22 protein-coding genes are annotated in these 21,529 nt (G+C 34.5%); 11 read left to right on the top strand and 11 right to left on the bottom strand.

All coding sequences use genetic code 11. The features are described 5' to 3' along the window. Positions 1-55: 55 nt before the first annotated feature. The 4 genes from OZP15_RS12980 to OZP15_RS12965 all read left to right on the top strand — a co-directional run bounded on the left by OZP15_RS12980 (position 56) and on the right by OZP15_RS12965 (position 1,560). Positions 56-376: a YbaB/EbfC family nucleoid-associated protein gene (locus tag OZP15_RS12980; RefSeq protein WP_269225864.1), complete on the top strand. Its 321-nt coding sequence runs from the start codon at positions 56-58 to the stop codon at positions 374-376. 77 nt (positions 377-453) lie between these two features. Continuing rightward, positions 454-864: a DUF1003 domain-containing protein gene (locus tag OZP15_RS12975; protein ID WP_269225863.1), complete on the top strand. Its 411-nt coding sequence runs from the start codon at positions 454-456 to the stop codon at positions 862-864. A 55-nt stretch (positions 865-919) separates the two neighbouring features. After that, on the top strand, positions 920-1,159 hold the full coding sequence (locus OZP15_RS12970; RefSeq protein ID WP_269225862.1) for a hypothetical protein: 240 nt from the start codon (positions 920-922) through the stop codon (positions 1,157-1,159). After that, entirely contained in the window at positions 1,159-1,560 is a 402-nt protein-coding gene (locus OZP15_RS12965; RefSeq protein WP_269225861.1) for a PIN domain-containing protein, read from the top strand. The genes OZP15_RS12970 and OZP15_RS12965 overlap by 1 nt, the downstream gene beginning before the upstream one ends. 8 nt (positions 1,561-1,568) lie before the next feature. On the opposite strand, the gene OZP15_RS12960 is transcribed toward OZP15_RS12965, so the two are convergent. Continuing rightward, the gene (locus tag OZP15_RS12960; protein WP_281336320.1) at positions 1,569-2,588 is read right to left on the bottom strand and encodes a threonine aldolase family protein; all 1,020 of its coding nucleotides are present in this window, start codon (positions 2,586-2,588) and stop codon (positions 1,569-1,571) included. An 84-nt stretch (positions 2,589-2,672) separates the two neighbouring features. On the opposite strand from OZP15_RS12960, the gene prfB reads away from it, so the two are divergent. Next, positions 2,673-3,771, top strand: a protein-coding gene (gene prfB, locus OZP15_RS12955; RefSeq protein WP_281336319.1) for a peptide chain release factor 2 whose coding sequence is annotated in 2 segments (ribosomal slippage) — positions 2,673-2,735 and positions 2,737-3,771 — 1,098 coding nt in all. Because the reading frame shifts where the segments join, the coding sequence is not laid out codon by codon here. A 66-nt stretch (positions 3,772-3,837) separates the two neighbouring features. Here prfB and OZP15_RS12950 read toward each other — a convergent pair. Next, the gene (locus OZP15_RS12950) at positions 3,838-4,743 is read right to left on the bottom strand and encodes a phospholipase A (RefSeq protein WP_281336318.1); all 906 of its coding nucleotides are present in this window, start codon (positions 4,741-4,743) and stop codon (positions 3,838-3,840) included. Between the two features lie 188 nt (positions 4,744-4,931). On the opposite strand from OZP15_RS12950, the gene lpxD reads away from it, so the two are divergent. The 3 genes from lpxD to OZP15_RS12935 all read left to right on the top strand — a co-directional run bounded on the left by lpxD (position 4,932) and on the right by OZP15_RS12935 (position 8,247). Then, positions 4,932-5,927 (top strand): UDP-3-O-(3-hydroxymyristoyl)glucosamine N-acyltransferase, encoded by a 996-nt coding sequence (gene lpxD, locus OZP15_RS12945; RefSeq protein WP_269225859.1) that lies wholly within the window; start codon positions 4,932-4,934, stop codon positions 5,925-5,927. Between the two features lie 190 nt (positions 5,928-6,117). Next, the gene (locus OZP15_RS12940; RefSeq protein WP_281336317.1) at positions 6,118-7,746 is read left to right on the top strand and encodes an acyl-CoA carboxylase subunit beta; all 1,629 of its coding nucleotides are present in this window, start codon (positions 6,118-6,120) and stop codon (positions 7,744-7,746) included. Positions 7,747-7,824: 78 nt separating this feature from the next. Beyond that, positions 7,825-8,247, top strand: a complete 423-nt coding sequence (locus tag OZP15_RS12935; RefSeq protein ID WP_281336316.1) for a DoxX family protein — start codon at positions 7,825-7,827, stop codon at positions 8,245-8,247. Between the two features lie 65 nt (positions 8,248-8,312). Here the strand turns inward: OZP15_RS12935 and OZP15_RS12930 are convergent, their stop codons facing one another. Then, complete coding sequence (locus tag OZP15_RS12930; protein ID WP_281336315.1) at positions 8,313-9,377, bottom strand: AMP-binding protein; 1,065 nt, start codon at positions 9,375-9,377, stop codon at positions 8,313-8,315. 30 nt (positions 9,378-9,407) lie between these two features. After that, positions 9,408-10,310 carry a CPBP family intramembrane glutamic endopeptidase gene (locus OZP15_RS12925; RefSeq protein ID WP_269225858.1) on the bottom strand — a complete coding sequence of 301 codons (903 nt, stop codon included), beginning with the start codon at positions 10,308-10,310 and terminating at the stop codon, positions 9,408-9,410. 98 nt (positions 10,311-10,408) lie between these two features. On the opposite strand from OZP15_RS12925, the gene OZP15_RS12920 reads away from it, so the two are divergent. Continuing rightward, on the top strand, positions 10,409-10,750 hold the full coding sequence (locus OZP15_RS12920) for an arsenate reductase family protein (protein WP_269225857.1): 342 nt from the start codon (positions 10,409-10,411) through the stop codon (positions 10,748-10,750). Between the two features lie 76 nt (positions 10,751-10,826). Next, complete coding sequence (locus OZP15_RS12915; RefSeq protein ID WP_281336314.1) at positions 10,827-13,280, top strand: TonB-dependent receptor; 2,454 nt, start codon at positions 10,827-10,829, stop codon at positions 13,278-13,280. Positions 13,281-13,343: 63 nt separating this feature from the next. Here OZP15_RS12915 and OZP15_RS12910 read toward each other — a convergent pair whose 3' ends face one another. After that, the gene (locus OZP15_RS12910; protein WP_269225855.1) at positions 13,344-14,579 is read right to left on the bottom strand and encodes an ammonium transporter; all 1,236 of its coding nucleotides are present in this window, start codon (positions 14,577-14,579) and stop codon (positions 13,344-13,346) included. Positions 14,580-14,858: 279 nt separating this feature from the next. Between OZP15_RS12910 and rlmH the strand changes: the two genes are divergently transcribed. Beyond that, on the top strand, positions 14,859-15,332 hold the full coding sequence (rlmH, locus tag OZP15_RS12905) for a 23S rRNA (pseudouridine(1915)-N(3))-methyltransferase RlmH (RefSeq protein ID WP_269225854.1): 474 nt from the start codon (positions 14,859-14,861) through the stop codon (positions 15,330-15,332). A 102-nt stretch (positions 15,333-15,434) separates the two neighbouring features. Here rlmH and thrC read toward each other — a convergent pair whose 3' ends face one another. From thrC to thrA, 6 genes are all read right to left on the bottom strand, one after another. Then, complete coding sequence (gene thrC, locus OZP15_RS12900) at positions 15,435-16,724, bottom strand: threonine synthase (protein ID WP_281336313.1); 1,290 nt, start codon at positions 16,722-16,724, stop codon at positions 15,435-15,437. Between the two features lie 78 nt (positions 16,725-16,802). Beyond that, positions 16,803-17,102 (bottom strand): type II toxin-antitoxin system RelE/ParE family toxin, encoded by a 300-nt coding sequence (locus tag OZP15_RS12895; RefSeq protein WP_269225853.1) that lies wholly within the window; start codon positions 17,100-17,102, stop codon positions 16,803-16,805. Then, on the bottom strand, positions 17,095-17,343 hold the full coding sequence (locus OZP15_RS12890; RefSeq protein WP_269225852.1) for a type II toxin-antitoxin system ParD family antitoxin: 249 nt from the start codon (positions 17,341-17,343) through the stop codon (positions 17,095-17,097). Before OZP15_RS12890 ends, OZP15_RS12895 begins: the two co-directional genes overlap by 8 nt. A gap of 89 nt (positions 17,344-17,432) precedes the next feature. Further along, the gene (locus OZP15_RS12885) at positions 17,433-17,687 is read right to left on the bottom strand and encodes a hypothetical protein (RefSeq protein ID WP_281336312.1); all 255 of its coding nucleotides are present in this window, start codon (positions 17,685-17,687) and stop codon (positions 17,433-17,435) included. A gap of 19 nt (positions 17,688-17,706) precedes the next feature. After that, positions 17,707-18,627, bottom strand: a complete 921-nt coding sequence (locus OZP15_RS12880) for a homoserine kinase (protein WP_269225850.1) — start codon at positions 18,625-18,627, stop codon at positions 17,707-17,709. A 58-nt stretch (positions 18,628-18,685) separates the two neighbouring features. Then, on the bottom strand, positions 18,686-21,136 hold the full coding sequence (thrA, locus tag OZP15_RS12875; RefSeq protein WP_269225849.1) for a bifunctional aspartate kinase/homoserine dehydrogenase I: 2,451 nt from the start codon (positions 21,134-21,136) through the stop codon (positions 18,686-18,688). Positions 21,137-21,529 lie beyond the last annotated feature (393 nt).

The following is a 21,529-nucleotide window of genomic DNA, read 5'->3' as shown; positions in this document are numbered from 1 at the left end:
AAATATCCCTTTTCAAATTGTATTTTTGTAACACAAATTTTTAAAAAAGATCAAAATGGATTTAATGGGAATGATGGGCAAATTGAAAGAAACCCAACGCAAAATGGAAGAAACAAAACTACGCATGGATTCCGTTTTAATTGACGAACAAAGCAACGACGGAGCCTTAAAAGTTACATTTACTGCCAATGGAAAGCTAAAATCACTTTCAATTGATGATTCTTTATTGGAAGACAAAGAACAACTGGAGGATTATTTAATTGTGACTTTAAATAAAGCTATCGAAAAAGCAGCAAAAGTACATCAGGCTGAATTAGATGCTGTTGCCAAAGTAGATATGCCAATGATTCCAGGAATGGATGAAATGTTTAAATAAAACAAAAGAGTAATTAGCTTTTTAGCGATTAGTATCAAAGCCAATCGCTTAAAGCTAATGGTTATACCTTATACAAAATGAGAAATCCAATAAATTGGCACAAAAAACACGCTGAAGAATCAGGATTCGGAGGACGTTTAGCCGATGCTGTAGCTAAAGGTATGGGATCATGGCGATTTATTATTTTGCAAACCATATTTGTTGCGCTGTGGATGGGTCTAAATGTTGTAGGTTACATGTATCATTGGGATGCTTATCCGTTTATTTTATTAAATCTTGTTTTTTCGACACAAGCTGCTTATGCTGCGCCAATTATTATGATGTCTCAAAACAGACAAAGTGAAAGAGATCGATTGCAAGCTCAAGCTGATTATCAAACCAACATTGAAGCCAAGCAGGAAATTGAAGCTTTGACCCTAATGTTAAGCAAACTGGATACAGAGAAATTAGATAAAATTATTGCTATGTTAGAGGAAATGAAGAAATAGTTAGGGGTTGGTTTTTAAATTAATAAAAATCATAACTTTACATAAAAGAAAAATTATGAGTTACACCAATAAAAATATTGTAGAAAATTATTCAATGTTGTTTGAAGGACTTAATTCATTAACAAAAATTGAATTAATTGAAAGTTTAACAAAATCTCTAAAAAGGGAAAAAACGTTAAAAAAAGATGATTTTTTCAAATCTTTTGGAGCTTTTGGATCTGAAAAATCAGCTGAAGAAATCGTTGAAGAAATTAAATCTAGTAGAAAGTTTATAAAGAAAGAAATTAAATTCTAATGCAATATTTATTAGATACCAATATTTGTGTTTTCTTTTTACGAGGAAAATTAAATCTGGACGATATTATAAAGCAAAAAGGTAAAGAAAATTGTTTTATTTCAGAAATAACAGTTTTTGAACTTCGTTTTGGTGCAGAAAACAGTGAGAATCCAACGAAGTCTAATCAAGCTGTTGATTTGTTTTTGAGTGGGATATCAATCATTCCTATATATAGTTCTATTAAAAAATATGCCACAGAAAAGATTCGTTTAAGAAAATTGGGTAAACCAATTAATGATGAATTTGACCTATTAATTGGAGTAACAGCTATTAAAAATAAGTTGATATTAGTTACTGATAATCAAAAAGATTTTGAAAATTTAGAAGGAATTAAAATGGAGAATTGGTTTCGAAAATAAACTTCATTTTACAACTTCTCCAAAGTTTCCAAAACATAACTATGCATCACTTCGCGATAATCCAAATGGGTAACAATTCGTAATTTTCCATGTCCCATGGAGCTAATTGCGATTCCTTTTTCTTTTAATTTTTCGATTACAGCCGCTTCGCTAACTTGCGGATGAAGTGAGAAAATCAAAATATTGGTTTCTATTGGTTCTACTTTAGCCACCCAATTTAATTTTTCTAAAACCGCACCTATTTCTTTGGCACGCCTGTGATCGTCAACCAATCTTCCGATGTTATTGCTAATGCCATACATTCCGGCCGCTGCCAAATAGCCAACTTGACGCATTCCACCACCCAATATTTTTCGAACTCGCAAGGCTTTGTGAATTGTTTTTTTGTCGGATAATAAAAGAGAGCCTATTGGTGCGCCTAATCCTTTGGACAAACAAACAGAAATGGTGTCAAATACTTTTCCGTAGTCTGCTGGATTATCATTCGTAACTACCAAAGCATTCCAAATTCTGGCACCATCCAAGTGAAATTTTAAATTATTGGCATCACAAACTTGCCTGATTTTCTTGAATTCTTCAAAATCATAACAAGCACCTCCGCCTTTATTGGTAGTATTTTCTACACAAACCAAACTCGTAAGCGGACTGTGATAAAATTCAGGATTATTAATAGCATTGGCAACTTGATCGGCAGTAATCATACCACGATTTCCATCTAACAAACAGCAAGAAACGCCACTGTTAAAGGAAACGCCACCGCCTTCATAATTAAAAACGTGCGACCATTTATCAGCAATTAATTGTTCGCCAGGTTGGGTATGTACTTTTATAGCGACTTGATTTGCCATGGTTCCCGATGGAAAAAAAAGCCCTGCTTCCATGCCAAACATTTCGGCTACTTTAGTTTCCAGTTCAATAACCGTTGGGTCTTGCTTATAGACATCGTCACCTACTTCGGCTTGAAACATAAAGCGTAACATTTCTTGAGTGGGTTTGGTAACCGTATCGCTGACTAAATTTATTCGCATTTCATTTTATATAAGTACAGACAAGCGAAACTTGTCCCTTTGTAAAAAATTCCTATTTTTGTGGCACAAAAATAAATATAATTTATGACAACTACCGAACAAATAAAAGGTATTGTGGAGCGCCTTGGTGCGTTGAGGAGGTATCTTTGACGTTGATGCCAAGCAAATAGAAATTACCAACGAAGAAGAAAAAACTTTGGCTCCAGACTTTTGGAACAACGCCAAGGAAGCCGAGCTTTATATCAAAAATCTTCGTTCCAAGAAAAAATGGATTGAAGATTACAACAAAGCAGTCGAACTGGCTGACGAGTTGCAATTGGCGTATGAATTCTACAAAGAAGGCGAACTTTCGGCAGAAGAATTAGACGAGCAATACAACACGACTCAAAACCATATTGAGTCCATCGAATTTAAGAATATGCTTTCGGATGAAGGCGATAGTTTGAGTGCCGTTTTGCAAATTACGGCTGGTGCTGGCGGAACAGAAAGTTGTGATTGGGCTTCGATGATGATGCGAATGTACATGATGTGGGCCGAAAAATCGGGATACAAATTGCGAGAGCTGAATTATCAAGAAGGCGATGCGGCTGGTATTAAAACCGTAACATTAGAAATTGAAGGGGATTTTGCTTTTGGTTACCTCAAAGGCGAAAATGGCGTACATCGATTGGTTCGTATTTCTCCTTTTGATAGTAATGCCAAACGACATACTTCTTTTGCTTCGGTTTACGTCTATCCGTTAGTGGATGATACGATTGAAATTGAAATCAATCCTGCCGATATTGAAATTATTACTTCTCGTTCGAGTGGTGCTGGTGGTCAGAATGTGAACAAGGTAGAAACCAAAGTTCAGTTGACTCACAAACCATCAGGAATTCAGATTCAATGCTCTGAAACCCGTTCGCAACACGACAACAGAAACCGAGCCATGCAAATGTTGAAATCGCAATTGTATGAAATTGAATTGAAAAAGCAACAAGCACAACGCTCGGATATTGAAGCTGGAAAAATGAAAATCGAATGGGGTTCGCAAATTCGAAATTATGTGATGCAACCCTATAAATTGGTCAAAGACGTTCGCACCGGTTATGAAACCAGTAATGTGGACGGCGTGATGAATGGCGATATTGACGAATTTTTGAAAGCTTTCCTAATGATGATGGGGCAGAGGGAGGAGGAATAGTAATCAGTGTTCAGTAGCAATATTTAAAATAGTAAACCCGACAAGTTTTAAAATTTGTTGGGTTTTTTATAACCACTCAATCAAGGAAATTCCAACGCCAACATTGGTTTGAAGATGGTTATAATCAATCAATGATTCTCCGTAACCGTGAGAAACTTGCAAGTAAGCTTTTAAGTTATTTTTGATAGGATAAGACCAAGAAAATTCTGCAATACCTCTTGGATTGGAATTAAAATTCATATTGTAGCCTCCAATAAAAGAAAAAACATTTCCGTTTTTGGCATAAATAATATTCAAATCGGCTCTTCCTGTATAATCCGAAATATCTGGATTGTCTTTGTCATTATCCGACATTCCGTACCAAGATCTTACATAAATATTCCAATTTTTGCGTTCAAAACCTGCATGAACAATAAATCGATTCAAGCTTCTCGAAAAGGGTTCGCTTTTTCCATTGGATAAATGATTAAAGGCAATTCCAACCATTCGGGTATTGAAACCCAAAATTTTGAACTTTACAGGAAAATTTAAAATAACTTCAGGTTCGTAATTAATTTCTCTGAATGGTCTAGAAAGTTCGGCGTTATATACTTGCCAAAATGATTTTTGAGTATAAGCAATCCATAAATCAGCCTTACCCCATAAAAAACTTTGCAATACTTTAGTTTTAAAACTCAACTGAAATTTCAGTTCTATATTGTCATAATTAATGCCTTCCGGAACAATATATTCAGGGCTATCATTTTCAGAATGAGGTTGATCATTTGGATTGCTAGAATATTTTCCCGCTATAATATAAATCGGTTTGTAAGGGGTTAATAGAAACGTTCCTCTTATAGCAGTGGTGTCCAGTTCCCAACGTTCGGTCATGGTTCGAATTTGGGTTTTGCTATTCAATGCTTGAATTTGGGCATCGGCTACAACTGAAGTTAATAATAGCAAAAAAAAAGTGAATTTTATAGATAATCTCATAAGGCAACAAGTTGATATTCAGTAGCAAATGTACTTGTATGAAAACGCATTCGATTATATATTTGTAAGTATTATTTATATAATTTCTACTTATTGTATGTTCTTAAAAATTATGAATTAGGTTTTCCAATACAAATTCGCTTTATTTGATAATTAATACTCAATAAAAATTTAATTCATTACTCTAAATGACCTATACCATACAAGAAATCAACGAAGTTTTAAAAGGCACAATTGTTGGCGATACTTCTGTAAAAATTACCGCTCCCGAACAATTAGGATTAGCCACTGCTTCTGAAATTTCTTTTATTGGAAACAGAAAATATGAAAAACTTTGGGAGAATTCCAAAGCTTCTGTGGCAGTTGTCAATGAAGATATTTCGATAGAACCAGGCGAAGGAAGGGCTTTTATAAAAGTAAAAAATGCCGATTTGGCGATGTCCCAAATTTTAGAGCTTTTTGCTCCGCCAACACCCATATTTCATACAGATATTCATCCAACAGCGGTTGTAGATCCAACAGCGATTATCGGAAACGGAACCCGAATTGGTGCCGGAAGTTACATTGGTCCAAAAGTAGAACTTGGCGAAAACGTAACTATTTATCCTAATGTCACTATTCTTGACGAATGTACCATTGGAAAAAACACCATCATTTGGTCAGGAGCAGTAATTCGCGAGCGTTGCCATTTAGGAAGTCATTGTATTATTCATCCCAATGCTACCATTGGTGCCGATGGTTTTGGATTTCGCCCTTGTCCTGAAAGAGGCTTGGTCAAAGTACCTCAAATAGGAAACGTAATTCTAGGAAATGGTGTCGAAATTGGAGCCAATGCTTGTGTAGATAGAGGAAAATTTAGTTCTACCGTTTTAGGTGATGGCTGTAAGATTGATAATCTAGTTCAAATTGGTCACAATAGTAAACTAGGTAAATGTTGCATCATGGCAGGAAATTCTGGATTAGCAGGTTCTGTAACTTTAGGAAATGGTGTTATCATTGGCGGAAGCGCCTCTATAAAAGACCACACCACTATTGGCGACGGTGCAATTGTTGGTGCAGGTTCTGGTGTTGTTAGCGACATTCCGGCTGGTAAAACAATGTTAGGTTATCCAGCGGTTGAAGCCCGTGATGCTCTAAAGCAATGGGCTATTTTAAAACGATTGGTCAACGAATCGAAGAAATAAAATTAGTTACAATAAAATTAACCGCAGATTCGCAGATTTTAAAATTATTTTTAATCTGCGAATCTGTGGTTAAATATTTTTAGTTATTTGTGGTTAAAATTTAATGCGAATGTCTAGATTAATCTAAAATTTCTTTCAATGATTTTTCGTAATTTAGCCATCGTTATTTTTAGACCAACACAATTTCATTATGGACTTGAACTTCAATAAAAACGAAGACCACAATAAACTACTTCTTGCTGACTTGCGTCAAAAATTTTCCAAAGTCAAACTAGGTGGAGGCGAAAAACGCATCCAAAAATTACATTCAGAAGGCAAAATGACAGCGCGAGAACGCGTTGATTATTTGCTGGATGCCAAAGCAAAAAGTATTGAAATTGGAGCTTTTGTTGGCGAAGGAATGTATGCTGAACACGGTGGCTGTCCATCGGGTGGTGTGATTGTAAAAATAGGATATATCAAAGGAAAACAATGTATAGTTGTTGCCAATGATGCTACTGTAAAAGCGGGAGCTTGGTTTCCAATTACTGCAAAAAAGAATTTGCGAGCGCAAGAAATTGCAATGGAAAACAGATTGCCTATCATTTATTTGGTGGATTCTGCAGGTGTTTATTTGCCTTTACAAGATGAAATTTTTCCTGATAAAGAACACTTTGGACGCATCTTCAGAAACAATGCTTTGATGAGTGGTATGGGAATTACCCAAATTTCGGCCGTTATGGGAAGCTGTGTTGCTGGTGGTGCTTATCTTCCTATCATGAGTGACGAGGCTATGATTGTCGATAAAACAGGAAGTATTTTTTTGGCAGGAAGTTATTTGGTCAAAGCCGCAATTGGAGAAAGTATTGACAACGAAACCCTTGGAGGAGCAACAACACATTGCGAAATTTCAGGAGTGACGGATTATAAAGCCAAAGATGACAAAGACGCTTTAGACAAAATAAAAAATATCGTTGACAAAATTGGTGATTATAACAAAGCAGGATTTAGCCGAATCAAATCAGAGAAACCCGCTTTAGAAGAAAAAGATATTTACGGCATTTTGCCAAAAGCTCGAAATGAGCAATACGATATGATGGAAATCATTCATCGCTTGGTGGATAATTCCGAGTTCGAAGCCTACAAAGATGGTTACGGACAAACCATAATTACAGGTTATGCCAGAATTGACGGATGGGCAGTAGGAATCATTGCCAATCAAAGAAAGGTTGTCAAAACCAAAAAAGGCGAAATGCAATTTGGCGGCGTAATTTACTCCGATTCTGCGGACAAAGCCACTCGTTTTATTGCCAATTGCAATCAAAAGAAAATTCCATTAGTTTTCCTTCAGGACGTTACCGGTTTTATGGTGGGTTCTAAATCAGAACACGGCGGAATCATAAAAGATGGAGCCAAAATGGTGAATGCAGTTTCCAATTCGGTTGTGCCTAAATTCACTATCATTATTGGAAATTCGTATGGAGCAGGAAATTATGCGATGTGCGGAAAGGCTTATGACCCTAGATTAATAGCTGCTTGGCCAAGTGCAGAATTAGCCGTTATGGGCGGAACGCAAGCCGCCAAAGTATTAGCTCAAATTGAAGCCTCTTCGCTTAAAGCCAAAGGAGAAATCGTGGATGAAGCAAGGGAAAAAGAATTGTTCGATAAAATCAAAGCTCGATACGACGAACAAGTTTCTCCTTATTATTCGGCTTCCCGACTCTGGACGGATGCGATTATTGATCCTTTGGATACTCGAACTTGGATTTCGATGGGAATTGAAGCAGCCAATCATGCGCCAATTGAAAAGAAATTTAACTTGGGAGTCATTCAAGTTTAGATAGAATTTTATACTTTTCTTATAGCTTATTGCGTTAATAATTAGTAATTTAGTGTGTAATTTTAAAACTAAAGTATTATGAACAGCGTAAAAAGTTTGAATAAATGGGCCAATGCGCACACTTATTTACCCGTAGATTTGGTTCGAATAACACTGGGTGTTTTCTTGTTCTTTAAAGGCGTTTATTTTATCACTAACATTCAGTATTTACAAGATTTAATATCTCCGATAGACCAGTTTGGTGGTGGAATGATGCTTTTGCATTATATTGCTCCAGCTCATATTATGGGAGGAATAATGATTGCTTTTGGATTGCTGACTAGATGGGCAATTATGGCACAATTACCTATATTGATGGGAGCTGTTATTATCAATTTTATGGGGCAAATGCACTCTCAAAATTTATTGTTTTCCTTGTTGACTTTTGTAGTTTGTATTGCCTTTTTAATTTATGGAAGCGGTAAGAATTCGGCAGATTATTATTTTAAAATGCAAGAATAAAAGGTAAATAAAAAGGGAGATTTTTTTTGAAATTCTCCCTTTTTTCTTTTAAAAAATTAAAGTTTTTAGTGACCAACAGACTCTAAACTTTCTCTTCTCATAATTTTACCAGTAGCAGTTTCTCTAAATTTTGGAATAAAAATTACCTCTTTTGGTTTTTCGAATTTATCCAAAACATCAAAAACAGTTTCTTCTATTGCTAGAGTTTCTCCTTCTACATAAAGGACTACTTTTTCTCCAAGAGTTTCATCAGATTGTCCAGCAACAAAATAACGTCTTGGAATCAAGGTCGAAAGTTTGTCTTCTATTTTTTCGGGCATTAATTTAACTCCACCGCTATTGATGATATTGTCGTACCTACCTTTCCAGCTGAATTGTTTGTCAGAAACTAAATCAACAACATCGTTGGTTATAATTTCGTCCTTGCTTATTTTACTTGCTTTGATAACGAGACATTTTCTTTCGTCGGTAAAAATCTTTACGTTTGGCAAAACAGTAAAAGCTTTTTCTCCTATTTTTTTGGCGGCAATATGTGTAATGGTTTCCGTCATACCGTATGTTTCGTAGATTTTCATTGGCAATTTTACCAATTCTTTTTCTAAAGCTTTATGCACTTTTACACCACCAATAATTAATTTTTTAATTTTCTTGGCTTTCAGTTTATCCAAAGAATTTTTGGCTTGCAAAGGAACCATAGCACAGAAATCAAATTCTTCGTCAATGTTTTTTAACGGATCAGAACTAGGTTCTACAAATTTCATATCCAACCCTAAAATGAAAGAACGAACAAACATCATTTTTCCGGCTACATAATTCGTTGGCAAGCAGTGTAACATAGTATCACCTGGTTTCAAATCGAAAAAATCTCCTGTTGCTAGAGCAGAATCCAACATGGCTTGTTTTTCTATTTTAATCACCTTTGGAGTTCCTGTAGTTCCTGATGTACTCAATTCGATATAGGATTTATCGTCAAACCAATCCAATAAAAAGTGTCCAACGTGTTGCTCAAAAGGTTCTCCTTCTTTGATAAAAGAATAAGCAACATAATACATTTCTTCAAGATTGATGTGGTAACCGTTCAATTTGAAACGGTTGTGTATGTTTTTGTATGTAATTTTAGTTGCAATCATTTTGTAATTATTTAAAAATTATTGTTGTGTTTAAGGTTGTATTTTTCCAGTAAGTTTATTTTTCCAGTGTTGCCATTGGTACTTTTTAGCAAATATAAATAAGATAATCGGATAGACGATTGCAATTGAAATAATCATTTCATGCAACATATCAACAGGGTTTTCAACGCCTGAATATTTGAAAATCGCATCGGTTTGGATTGCTGAAAAATCGGTGGTAATGAGCAAAGCCGCCATTAAATTATTACCTAAATGAAAGCCCAAAGCCAGTTCCAAACTTTCGTCCATTAAAGTCATTATGCCTAATAATAATCCTGTTCCAATATAAAAAAACATGACTCCAAAACCCATTTCAGCCACTTCGGGATTAGCACTATGAAATAATCCAAAAACAACCGAAGTAATTAGCAATGGAATCCATCTATTTTTGGCAATTATTCCAATTTGTTGCATCAAATAGCCTCGGAATAAATACTCTTCGAATCCAATTTGAAATGGAAATAATAGGATGCTAATGCAAAATAAGGTCAGGAATTTTATGGGATGGAAATTCCATTCAATGTTGGAATTATCATATAAATAGGAAACAAAAAAAGTTGCAATAGTGAAGAAAATAATCAATCCAAAAGAAAACAAAAATCTTTTGTAATCTACTTTTTCTCTGGAAGTGGTTAGCGACAAAACGCTTCGGTTATGTAAATTTCGAACCAACAAAAACAACAGTAGTAGCAGAAAAATAAACGGAGAAAGATTAATCAAAAGCGACTGGTAGCTAGGCATATCTTTCATCGATTGATACAATTTGTCTGTCTCTTCTTTTGACATTAAATAAATAGCAATGAAGTTGCTAATAAATATTCCGGTAGTCAATACTATGGTAATCAAGACACGCCACCAAGTATTGTTGCCTTTGTATGCTTGGGATATAAACATTTTACGGGTTTTGATTTTCTTTAATTTGTAAGACCTAAATTTAGTGTAATTTTCTGTTTTTATGCCTTACTTTACAAAAAATTAAATCCTTTTTTACAATGATTCAAGTATATCATAATTCCCGCTGTGGAAAATCGAGAGAATGTCTGATTTCTTTAGAAAAATCAGGTCAAGAATACGAAATTATCAAATATTTGGATGATGTTCCCACTTTTGATGAAATGAAAGTAATTATCCAGAAATTACAAATAAAACCCATTGAATTAGTGCGTGTGAAAGAGAAAATTTGGATCGAAAAATTCAAAAATTTAACAATGACCGATGATGAAATAATTCAAGCTATGGTTGCTAATCCAATTCTTGTCGAAAGACCTATCGTTATTAACGGAAACAAAGCCGTTGTTGCAAGACCTTTAGAGAAAATGAATTCAATTCTTTAACAAATCTTTATGATTTAAGGCTTAAACTAAAATCTGTTTTTGGAGTCTAATACCAAAAAAATATCCTTTTATATTTATGAAAAAATTAAAATCCGTCCTGATTGGTCTTTTGTTTATTAGTTCTATTTTGAGTTTTGCACAAGGAAAATTGCAAACAGCTAAAATAAAAGTTTCAGGAAAAGTTATCGAAAAAGTAAGCAAACAAACGCTTGAATATGCTACTATTACAATTACACAACCTAATTTGCCAAAAACAATTTCTGGAGGAGTAACCAATCCAAAAGGGGAGTTTGTTATTGAGGTAGCTCCGGGAGTTTATGATATTAGAATAGAATTTATTTCATTTAAGCCAATTATTTTTAAAGAACGAAATCTTACTACCAATACTAATTTAGGGCAAATCGCTTTAGAGGAAGATGCTACACAATTGAATGAAGTTATGGTTAGAGCAGAAAGTACTACAGTTTCTGTTAAGTTAGATAAAAAGATTTATAGTGTTGGTAACGATTTGATGGTAAAAGGAGGAACAGTGAGTGATGTGTTGGATAACATTCCATCCGTTTCGGTAGATGCTGAAGGAGCTGTTAGTTTGAGAGGAAACGAAAGTGTTACTATCCTTATCGACGGAAAACCATCGAATGCTATTAATATCAACGAAGCACTCCGATTAATTCCTGCCGATGCAATTGATAAAGTAGAAGTAATTACTAATCCATCAGCTAGATATGACGCAGAAGGTGGTGCTGGAATTTTGAATATTGTACTGAAAAAAGGAAAGAATCAGGGGTTTAATGGAACTTTTATTGCTGCGTCAGGTTATCCTGAAACAAATAGTATTAGTGGAACTTTAAATTATAAAACCAAGAACTTCAATTTATTCACCAATCAAGGATACTCTTATAGAAACAATCCTGGTAATGCTCGAATTGAATCGGAGTATTTAACACCAAATGTAGGTTCTCCTGATTTTATATTAGAAACAAGAGATAATGAGCGAATCAATAAAGGTTATAATGGGAATTTAGGACTTGAATTGTATTTAAACGAATCTACATCTTGGACCAATACAATCAACTACAGAGATTCTAAAAAAAATGATAATAACGATGTAAATTATAACAATCAATTCTATGCTGATACTCCTAGTAATTACAATAGAACCCGTTTGAATCAAGGAAATTCCAATGAAGATGGAGTAGAATTCAGATCTAGTTTGCAAAAAAAGTTCAAAAAAGATGGACATAAATTAGATGTTGACGTTCAAATTTCTACTAATGATGAAAATGAATATAATTCTATTTTGGACAGTGATAGTGGTAATGATGTGACTCAAAATATTCAAAAACAAGACAGACAATTGTATCAATTGGATTATGTTTTGCCAATAGGTGAAGGAGGACAGTTCGAAGCAGGTTATAGAGGTAGTTTTACCAATCAGTTGACAGACGTAACCGTTTTTAATAATGGTGTTTTGAATACCAATTTTACCAATGAGTTAGAATATATCGAAAACGTAAATGCTTTTTATACTCAATATGGTTTCAAGAAAAATAAATTTTCTTATTTGTTTGGCTTGCGTTGGGAAGATTCTAATATTGAAGTCAATCAGTTTACTCAAAACAATTTTAACAACAAAAAGTACAACAACTTCTTTCCGAGTGCTTTTGTAACTTACGAATTGTCTGAAGACAGTAATTTGTCACTAAATTATAGCCGAAGAATTACACGTCCAAGAGGAAGAATGATTAATCCGTTTAGCAATTATTCAAGTAATATCAATATTTTTCAGGGAAATCCAGATTTAGATCCCGCGATGACTGATGCTGTAGATTTTGGATACCTAAAAAAATGGGGTAAATTTATTTTGAGTACTTCGATTTATACTAACAAATCAACAGATGTTTTTCAATTCGCTAGAATCAACTCGGGTGATGAGGTAAATGGAATTCCAGTAATTATTTCAACTCCAATCAATTTAGCTACCGAATACAGAACAGGATTTGAATTTAATCTTAATTATTCTCCTTATAAATGGTGGAAATTGAACTCTAATTTTAATTTATTCAATGTTATTACAGAAGGAGATTATACATACACTGATTTTAATAATCAAGAAGTGACTCAAAGTTTTGATAATAATGCTACAACTTGGTCGGCTAAATTAAATTCGAAAATCACTTTGCCTTATGCAATTGATTGGCAAACGAATATGAATTACAATGGTGATCAAAAAACAGCTCAAGGAAAAATGATTGGAATTTTCTCTATGAATCTCGGATTTAGTAAAGATGTGATGAAAGAAAAGGGAACTATTGCATTGGGCGTGAGCGATGTGTTCAACTCTAGAAAAATGAAATCGGAGACTTTTTTACAAACTCCTCAAGAAGTTAGAACCTACAGTGAAATGCAATTCAGACAAAGACAATTCACCCTTTCGTTTACGTATAGATTCAACAAACCGAAAAACGAAAAAGAAAGACAACCTAAACGAGAGATGGAAAACGGTGGAGGTGATGAGTTTCAAGGGTAATTACTCATCCTAATAAAACAAACAAAAAGGGCTGAATTCAGCCCTTTTTAGTATGAAATATTTCTAGCGTTGGTGTCTCGCTACTTCGCCGTGATGGCTTAAATCTAATCCTAATTCTTGTTCAATTTCAGATACACGAACAGGAATAAATTTATTGATAATTTTGAATAATAAAACGGTAAAAATAAAAGCATAACTAGTTGCAAATAATATAGCTACACATTCTTTGAACAATAACATGCCATCACCGCCGTAAAATAATCCGTTTGGAATGGCAGAATTAATAGTGCTATTAGCAAAGAAACCCAAACAAATAGTCCCGATTATTCCTCCCATACCGTGAACTCCCCATACATCCAACGCATCGTCCCAACCTTTCTTTTCTTTGAATTTTACCGCTGCAAAACAACCAAAAGCGGCAATAATTCCAATAAGTGCTGCTGAATAAATATCGACAAATCCAGCTGCTGGAGTAATAGTAGCCAAACCTGCAACGGCTCCAGTCATTAACCCAATAAAAGTGGGTTTCTTTTTGCCTGTGTTCCATTCGATGAGTAACCAAGTGACCGCCGCAAAAGAAGCCGCCGTATCTGTATTCAAAAAGGAAGAAATGGTAATTGAGTTTACTGCCAATTCACTTCCTGCATTAAATCCGTACCATCCAAACCAAAGCAAAGCAGTTCCAATAGCAACAAGCGGAATGTTATTAGGCTCATGTGTCGTTTGTCGGCGACCCACAAAATAAACTGATGCCAATGCTGCAAATCCAGCCGTTGCATGTACTGTGATTCCTCCTGCAAAATCAAAAACACCCCATTCAGCTAATAATCCGCCACCCCAAATCATGTGAACAAAAGGATAGTAAACAAATATTTGCCAAAAAATCAGGAAAACAACATAAGATTTAAAAGAAACACGATTGATAAAAGCTCCAGTAATCAATGCCGGAGTAATAATAGCAAACATCATTTGATACGCAATAAATACATATTCAGGAAAGGGTTTATCAGTCGAATATAATGTCGAGGGCGTAATGCCGTGATAAAATGCTTTGTCTAAATTTCCGATGATTCCAAAAAAGTCAGAACCCGAATCGATGTTCCCGCTAAAGCAAAGTGAATAGCCAAAAGCAAACCAAAGCACCGTACTTATTCCCATAGAAACAAAACTTTGCATCATAATACTCAAAATATTCTTGCTACATCCTAATCCACCATAAAAGAAAGCAAGACCAGGTGTCATCAGCATCACTAAACTAGTAGCCAAAATCATAAAAGTGGTTAATCCTACATCTAACATATTGTTATATATTTTAAAATTTTTCGCAAAAATAAACAAACGGCTTAATATCTATTTCACAAATTTTATATTTTTTTCAACATTTAATCACAAAATGATGGTATTGAGCCTTATTTATTACTATTTGAAATGAGAACCCCTTAAAAAAAGGGAGTATGTGTCATATAAATAGTTTAATTTTATTGATTTTAATTAATATAGTAAAATGTATTAATAATTTAGATGTAATATTATTTGATTCTTGTTTTTATACCTTTGTGGTTATTAAATTGTGTAAAAATGAATATCAAACTCATTGCCATAGGCAAAACCGACAATAAAAATCTGCAAGCACTAATTGATGAATATCAAAAACGCTTATCATTTTACATCAAGTTTGATTTAGAGATAATTCCTGATATTAAAAACGTAAAAAATTTATCAGAAAGTCAGCAAAAAGAAAAAGAAGGCGAATTGATTTTGGCAAAAATAACACCAACAGATCAACTCATTTTATTAGACGAAAATGGGAAAAATTTCTCGAGTGTAGGATTTTCGGATGAATTACAAAAGAAAATGAATTCGGGCGTAAAGACTTTGGTTTTCGTCATCGGTGGTCCGTATGGATTTTCGGAAACGGTTTATGCCAAAGCACAAGGTAAAATATCACTGTCGCTAATGACTTTTTCCCATCAAATGGTGCGTTTGTTTTTTATCGAACAATTGTATCGTGGATTTACTATTTTGAAGAATGAACCCTATCATCATCAGTAAAAAAATGTGTTCATTTTTTTTTTTTTTTGAATAAAAACCGCAGATTCACAAATAATAAATTGGTAAATCTGCGGTTTATTTTATTTAAGTAGTAATCAAGTTTTATCCCAAAAACGCTTTCAATTCCTCGTAAGTCTTAATTTTTGTACTTACTTTTTCTTTGTTCAGTACGCTTTCAATTTGTGTTGGAATAGGCAATTGGATATTTAAAGCTGGTTCAACGACATCTAAAAATTTGATAGGATGTGCTGTCTCCAGGAAAATTCCAATCGCATTCGGATGGTTTTTCAATTCGTTTTTCAAACCTAAATAACCTACAGCTCCGTGAGGTTCTGCGATGTAGCCATCGGTTTTGTAGATGGATTGCATCGCTTCCAAAGTTTCTTCGTCAGTATAAGCAAATGAAGAAAAGTCTTTTTTGAATTGCTCCAAATCGTTGTTATACAATTCCTGAATACGGATAAAGTTACTTGGATTTCCAACGTCCATTGCATTCGAAATTGTCGCTTTAGACGGTTTTGGATCGTAATTTCCTTCTACTAAAAATCTTGGTACAGTATCATTTACATTGGTCGAAGCTACGAAATGCTCAATTGGTAAGCCTAATTTTTTCGCCATAATTCCGGCACAGATATTTCCGAAATTTCCGCTTGGGCAAGAAAATACCAAAGGTTTGTTTTGTGATTTTAATTGTTTGTACGAAAAGAAAAAGTAAAACATTTGTGGCAACCAACGAGCAATGTTAATCGAGTTAGCCGAAGTTAAGTTGTGGTGCGCCAAACTTTCGTCCAAAAAAGCTTTTTTAACCATATCCTGACAATCGTCAAAAACACCGTCTATTTCCAATGCTTTGATGTTTTGTCCCAAAGTGGTCAATTGTCTTTCCTGAATGTCGCTCACTTTTCCGGAAGGATATAAAATAACGACTTCCACACCTTGAACACCCAAGAAACCACTCGCCACAGCTCCTCCGGTATCTCCGGAAGTAGCTACAAGAACCGTGTTTTTGTTGTCTTTTTTGTCTTTGTTGAAATAACCCAGACAACGTGACATAAAACGTGCTCCCACGTCTTTGAATGCCATGGTTGGCCCGTGATACAATTCCAGGGCATAAATGTCTTTTTCCACTTTTTCCGTTGGAAATTCAAAACACAAGGTTTCGGCTATGATTTGTTTTAGGGTTTCGGTTGGAATTTCGTCGCCCACAAATTGCTGAATGGCTTCGAAAGCAATTTCTGCATTGCTTAAATTTTCTATATTTTCGAAAAATGATGGAGACAATGGAGTAATTGATTCTGGAAAATACAATCCTTTATCGGTGGCCAATCCTTGTATTACTGCTTCTTCGAAAGAAACTTTTGGGGCATTATGGTTTAAACTGTAATATTTCATTTTTTATTTTAAGATATTTAATATACGATTTTTGCAATTCTAACTTCGTATATCGTATTTCTAACTTCTAATTTATTTTTATTCTTGTATTTTATTTTTTAAATCCATTCTGGAATGTAAAAACCGAATGATTTCTATTTCATCTTCATTTACAATACTATAAAAAATGATGTGTTGTCCTGATTTGAAGCCTTGAATTTCGTTGTTTATTTCTGTGTAACTTCTTCCTAAAAATTGGTTTTCAGCTAATTTTTGACAATTCGCTAATAATTCATAATAATATTTGTCGGCTTGTTCTTCTGACCAAATTTCGAAAGTGTAATCCCAAATTTTAGACAAATCTTCAACCGCTTTGTTGGTAAGACGATATTTAGGCATCTCTTTTTTTAGCTTTTAAAAATTCCAAATGTTGTTTTGCGTTGAAACTTTCTGCAATTCCGCTTTCTATGCCTTCGTTAATGGCTTTTTTGAGTGCCATTATTTTGTTTTCTTCTTCTTCCAACATTCTCAAACCAGCGCGAATCACTTCACTAGCATTTTTAAATCTGCCTTCTGAAATTTTGCCTTCAACAAAATTCTCGAAGTAGTCGCCTAAAGAAACTGATGTATTACGTCCCATATTTTTATATTTTCGTAAAGTTACCAAAATTTGGTAACTTTACGAAAAATATTTTTTAATAAAAAAACAGAGTTTTATTAAGGTGTTTTTTATTGTATTTCTAAATCAGTTTTTTTTATCCACAATGAATTTTTAATTGGATTGTGATTTTCAACTTCAAATTCGTCTAAATTTTTGTCAAATAATACTAAAACTCTTCCGTTATCATTTTCTTTTTTATCAATTACTTTTCCTTTTTCGCCAATCAATTTCCAGTAATTTTCATTCTCTCTAATTCTTTTTTTTGGTTTCAATATTCCTAAAAATGATTTTAGTTTTATCGGAGTATTTTTCTCTATTTCCATTTTTAAAATAGCTTGTAAATTATATCACACTCACCCCATCCGGATTCACTTTCGAAACGTGAATTTCATAAGGCAAATTGATTTCATCATATACGGCACTCATCGCTTTGGCAATTTTATCAGCAGTTTCTTTTCCTCTGCTTAATGCAAAAATAGAAGGACCTGAACCTGAAATACCCGAACCCAATGCTCCATTTTCATAAGCGGTTTTTTTGATTAAATCAAAACCCGGTATCAACATACTGCGAACCGGTTCGATGATTTCATCGTGTAAAGAACGACCAATTAATTCGTAATCGTTCGTGTATAATCCGGCTACTAATCCGCCCACATTTCCCCATTGGGTAATGGCGCTTTTTAGAGAAACCGTTTGTTTCAATACCGAACGGGCATCCGAAGTTTTTAACTCAATTTGAGGATGAACCACAGTGGCATACAATTCCGAAGGGCTGTCAATTTTGATAATATCCAAAGGATTTGAACTTCTTACTAAAGTAAATCCACCCAAAAGACAAGGAGCAACGTTGTCAGCGTGGGCATTTCCACTGGCTAATTTTTCGCCTTGCATCGCAAATTTTACTAATTCTTTTCGAGTGAAAGGACGACCTAACAATTCGTTGATCCCAAAAACAGCTCCGGCAGAACTGGCAGCACTGCTTCCGATTCCACTTCCCGCTTTGATGTGTTTGTAGATTTCGATTTCGAATCCAAATTCGGTTTCCACTTCTTCCAGCATCGCTAAAGCAGCAACACCAGAAACGTTGTTTTCGGTTTCCATTGGCAAATCTGCGCCTACAATTTTAGTGATACGAACACCTTTTACATCCGATTTTCGAATAATCATTTCGTCACCTTGAGTCGCTAAGCAAAGACCTAGAACATCAAATCCACAGGAGAGATTCGCTATAGTTGCAGGGCAAAATATTTTTATTTCATTCATGGTTTATTGTTTTGTGTTGTAGAGACGTTGCATTGCAACGTCTCTACCGCAACGTCTATTATATATTTCCAATTCTGATTACATCGGCAAAAATCCCCGAAGCAGTAACTGCAGCACCAGCACCAGCACCTTTTATTAATAAAGGTTGGTCGATATAACGGTCTGTATAAAATTGTACAATATTGTCTTTTCCTTCCAAATTATAGAAAGGACTTTCTTTCGGGATGAATTCCAATCCAACGCTGGCTTTTCCGTTTTCGAAAGTCGCAACGTATTTCAAACGAGAATCTTTTGCTTTGGCTTCCGCTAATAAATTCTCGAAATGGGCTGCATTTTTTATTAGTGATTTGAAAAAATCTTCGTTATTGGTTGTTGCCAAGCATTCTGCAGGCAAAAATGATTTATTAGTAATATCTTCAATGTCGAATTGGTAACCACTTTCACGAATTAGAATCAAAATTTTTCTAGCTACGTCAACTCCACTTAAGTCAATTTTCGGGTCTGGCTCTGTAAATCCTTGAACTCCTGCTTCTTTTACCACATCGTGGAAAGAATTATTTTCGTCGAAATTGTTGAAAATAAAGTTCAAACTTCCTGACAATACCGCTTGTATTTTGTTCACTTTATCACCTGAAGCTATTAAATGTTTCAAAGTGTCAATAATTGGTAAACCTGCCCCCACATTAGTCTCAAATAAGAAAGGTGCGTTGTATTGACGCGAAAGATTTTTTAGTTTTTTGTAATTGTCATAAGCCGATGAACAAGCAATTTTGTTACAGGTTACCACGGCAACATTTTGTTTCAAGTATTGCTCATAAGTTTCCGAAACTTCTTGGTTGGCTGTAATATCCACAAAAATACTGTTGCGTAAATTCAATGATTTTACTTTTGTAATAAAAGCTTCCTTGTTGGCAGTTTCACCATTTTCCAATAGCGATTGCCATTCTTTCAAAGGGATTCCGTCTTCGTCAAAATACATTTTTCGAGAATTAGAAACGGCTACAACTCTAACATTTATTTTTAAATTTTCTTTTAAGAATTTCTTTTGCTGGCTGATTTGTTCGATGAATTTTTCGCCTACATTTCCAACGCCCATCACGAACAAGTTCAATTGCTTGGTGTTTTCTTCGAAGAAGTTTTCGTGAAGTGTGTTCAATGCTTTCTTCACATCCCTTTCGTTGATAACCGCCGAGATATTTCTTTCGGAAGCTCCTTGCGCAATCGCACGAATGTTGACGTTATTTTTACCTAAAGTACTGAACATCCTTCCGCTCAAACCTTGGTGGTTTTTCATGTTTTCGCCTACTAATGCAATGATGCAAAGGTTAGTTTCAACGATACAAGGATCAATTTTGTTTTGAGCAATTTCAACGGCAAAAGCTTTATTTATTGCATTTTCAGCTTTTTCGGCATCCGAATTTAGAATTCCGATACAAATAGAATGTTCCGATGAAGCTTGAGTTATGAAAATTACGTTGATTTGTTCGTGGGACAATACTTCGAAAAGTCTTTTGGATGAACCCGCAACGCCAATCATTCCAGAACCTTCCAGTGTAATCAAACTGATATGGTCGATATGACTAATTCCTTTTACAGGATTTGAGTTTGGTGTGTCTTCTTTAATAGAAATAAGTGTTCCTTCGGCTTCTGGTTCGAAAGTATTTTTGATTAGAATTGGAATATTCTTTCTCAAAACAGGCTGAATTGTTGGTGGATACAAGACTTTGGCACCAAAATGCGACAATTCCATGGCTTCCTGATACGAAATAGTAGCAATAGGCTGGGCTTGTTTTACAATTTTTGGATTAGCAGTAAACATTCCATTAACGTCAGTCCAAATTTCCAATTCGGTTGCGTTTAATGCACCTGCAATAATAGCAGCAGTATAATCGGAACCGCCACGACCTAATGTAGTACCAATAGCATCGTCTGTAGAAGCGATGAAACCTGGCATTACTACGATTTGTGAAGTATTTGAAGCAAAATAATCAGCGATTAATGAATTGGTAACATCAAAATTCACAACTGCTTTTCCGTAATTATTGTTGGTTTTTATCAATTCACGGCTGTCTTTGTAACCGTTATTTTTGTCGTGCTGTTTGAAAGCTTCGGCAATAATATAGGATGATAACAATTCACCAAAACTTAAAATTGTATCCGAAGTTCTTGGAGATAATTCGCCCAAAAGGAAACAACCGTCTAATAAAGTTTCAAGGTGGTTGATGATTCTTTTGATGTGGCTCAACGAACTGCTTTGCTCACTTACAGGGATCAATTCTTTGATGGCATCCAAATGCTTTTTCTCTATTTCGGCAACTACTTCTTTGAAGCTTTCATCGTTTGATGCTGCTTTTTTTGAAGCAAGAATTAATAAATCGGTCACCTTTGTAAAAGCTGAAACTACCACTATTAGTTTGTCTTGTTTAGCTTTGTTGAGAACTATATCTAAAACGAGTTTTATATTTTGTGCATTGGCTACAGAAGTTCCGCCAAATTTTAATACTATCATTTTGTTGTTTTTATTTAAAATGCAAATGTTTTTCACGTGCCTATGAACTTTCTTCTTTTAGAAAAAAGTAAAAATAATATGGATTATATGTAATGAAATATACCCTTAAAGGGTAGTGGTAATTGTAGTAGAGGTAGCTGTAACAACACTTGCAACTCTAGATGGAGCTGTTATCGAAGATTGGTATGTAGTGTTGTTGTGTGCCATTTTTTTGATTTTTCAAAAGTACAGTTTTTTATAAAACTACAAAAGTATTTATGGTGTTTTTTCTAATATTTTACGAAACACTATTTTGATTGAATATATATTAAGTCTCATAAGGTCTATTTTTAAATGGTTTTGAAATTGAAAAACCATTTGTTAACAATTGCTTAACATTGGCGTAAAATAAAG

Source organism: Flavobacterium eburneipallidum, from assembly GCF_027111355.2.
GTDB lineage: Bacteria > Bacteroidota > Bacteroidia > Flavobacteriales > Flavobacteriaceae > Flavobacterium > Flavobacterium eburneipallidum.
This window is presented reverse-complemented; position numbering and strand designations above follow the sequence as displayed.

Coding starts and splice junctions, on each gene's coding strand:
- OZP15_RS12980 (WP_269225864.1), top strand. CDS start 56: ATGGATTTAATGGGAATGATGGGCAAATTGAAAGAAACCCAACGCAAA.
- OZP15_RS12975 (WP_269225863.1), top strand. CDS start 454: ATGAGAAATCCAATAAATTGGCACAAAAAACACGCTGAAGAATCAGGA.
- OZP15_RS12970 (WP_269225862.1), top strand. CDS start 920: ATGAGTTACACCAATAAAAATATTGTAGAAAATTATTCAATGTTGTTT.
- OZP15_RS12965 (WP_269225861.1), top strand. CDS start 1,159: ATGCAATATTTATTAGATACCAATATTTGTGTTTTCTTTTTACGAGGA.
- OZP15_RS12960 (WP_281336320.1), bottom strand. CDS start 2,588: ATGCGAATAAATTTAGTCAGCGATACGGTTACCAAACCCACTCAAGAA.
- OZP15_RS12950 (WP_281336318.1), bottom strand. CDS start 4,743: ATGAGATTATCTATAAAATTCACTTTTTTTTTGCTATTATTAACTTCA.
- lpxD (WP_269225859.1), top strand. CDS start 4,932: ATGACCTATACCATACAAGAAATCAACGAAGTTTTAAAAGGCACAATT.
- OZP15_RS12940 (WP_281336317.1), top strand. CDS start 6,118: ATGGACTTGAACTTCAATAAAAACGAAGACCACAATAAACTACTTCTT.
- OZP15_RS12935 (WP_281336316.1), top strand. CDS start 7,825: ATGAACAGCGTAAAAAGTTTGAATAAATGGGCCAATGCGCACACTTAT.
- OZP15_RS12930 (WP_281336315.1), bottom strand. CDS start 9,377: ATGATTGCAACTAAAATTACATACAAAAACATACACAACCGTTTCAAA.
- OZP15_RS12925 (WP_269225858.1), bottom strand. CDS start 10,310: ATGTTTATATCCCAAGCATACAAAGGCAACAATACTTGGTGGCGTGTC.
- OZP15_RS12920 (WP_269225857.1), top strand. CDS start 10,409: ATGATTCAAGTATATCATAATTCCCGCTGTGGAAAATCGAGAGAATGT.
- OZP15_RS12915 (WP_281336314.1), top strand. CDS start 10,827: ATGAAAAAATTAAAATCCGTCCTGATTGGTCTTTTGTTTATTAGTTCT.
- OZP15_RS12910 (WP_269225855.1), bottom strand. CDS start 14,579: ATGTTAGATGTAGGATTAACCACTTTTATGATTTTGGCTACTAGTTTA.
- rlmH (WP_269225854.1), top strand. CDS start 14,859: ATGAATATCAAACTCATTGCCATAGGCAAAACCGACAATAAAAATCTG.
- thrC (WP_281336313.1), bottom strand. CDS start 16,724: ATGAAATATTACAGTTTAAACCATAATGCCCCAAAAGTTTCTTTCGAA.
- OZP15_RS12895 (WP_269225853.1), bottom strand. CDS start 17,102: ATGCCTAAATATCGTCTTACCAACAAAGCGGTTGAAGATTTGTCTAAA.
- OZP15_RS12890 (WP_269225852.1), bottom strand. CDS start 17,343: ATGGGACGTAATACATCAGTTTCTTTAGGCGACTACTTCGAGAATTTT.
- OZP15_RS12885 (WP_281336312.1), bottom strand. CDS start 17,687: ATGGAAATAGAGAAAAATACTCCGATAAAACTAAAATCATTTTTAGGA.
- OZP15_RS12880 (WP_269225850.1), bottom strand. CDS start 18,627: ATGAATGAAATAAAAATATTTTGCCCTGCAACTATAGCGAATCTCTCC.
- thrA (WP_269225849.1), bottom strand. CDS start 21,136: ATGATAGTATTAAAATTTGGCGGAACTTCTGTAGCCAATGCACAAAAT.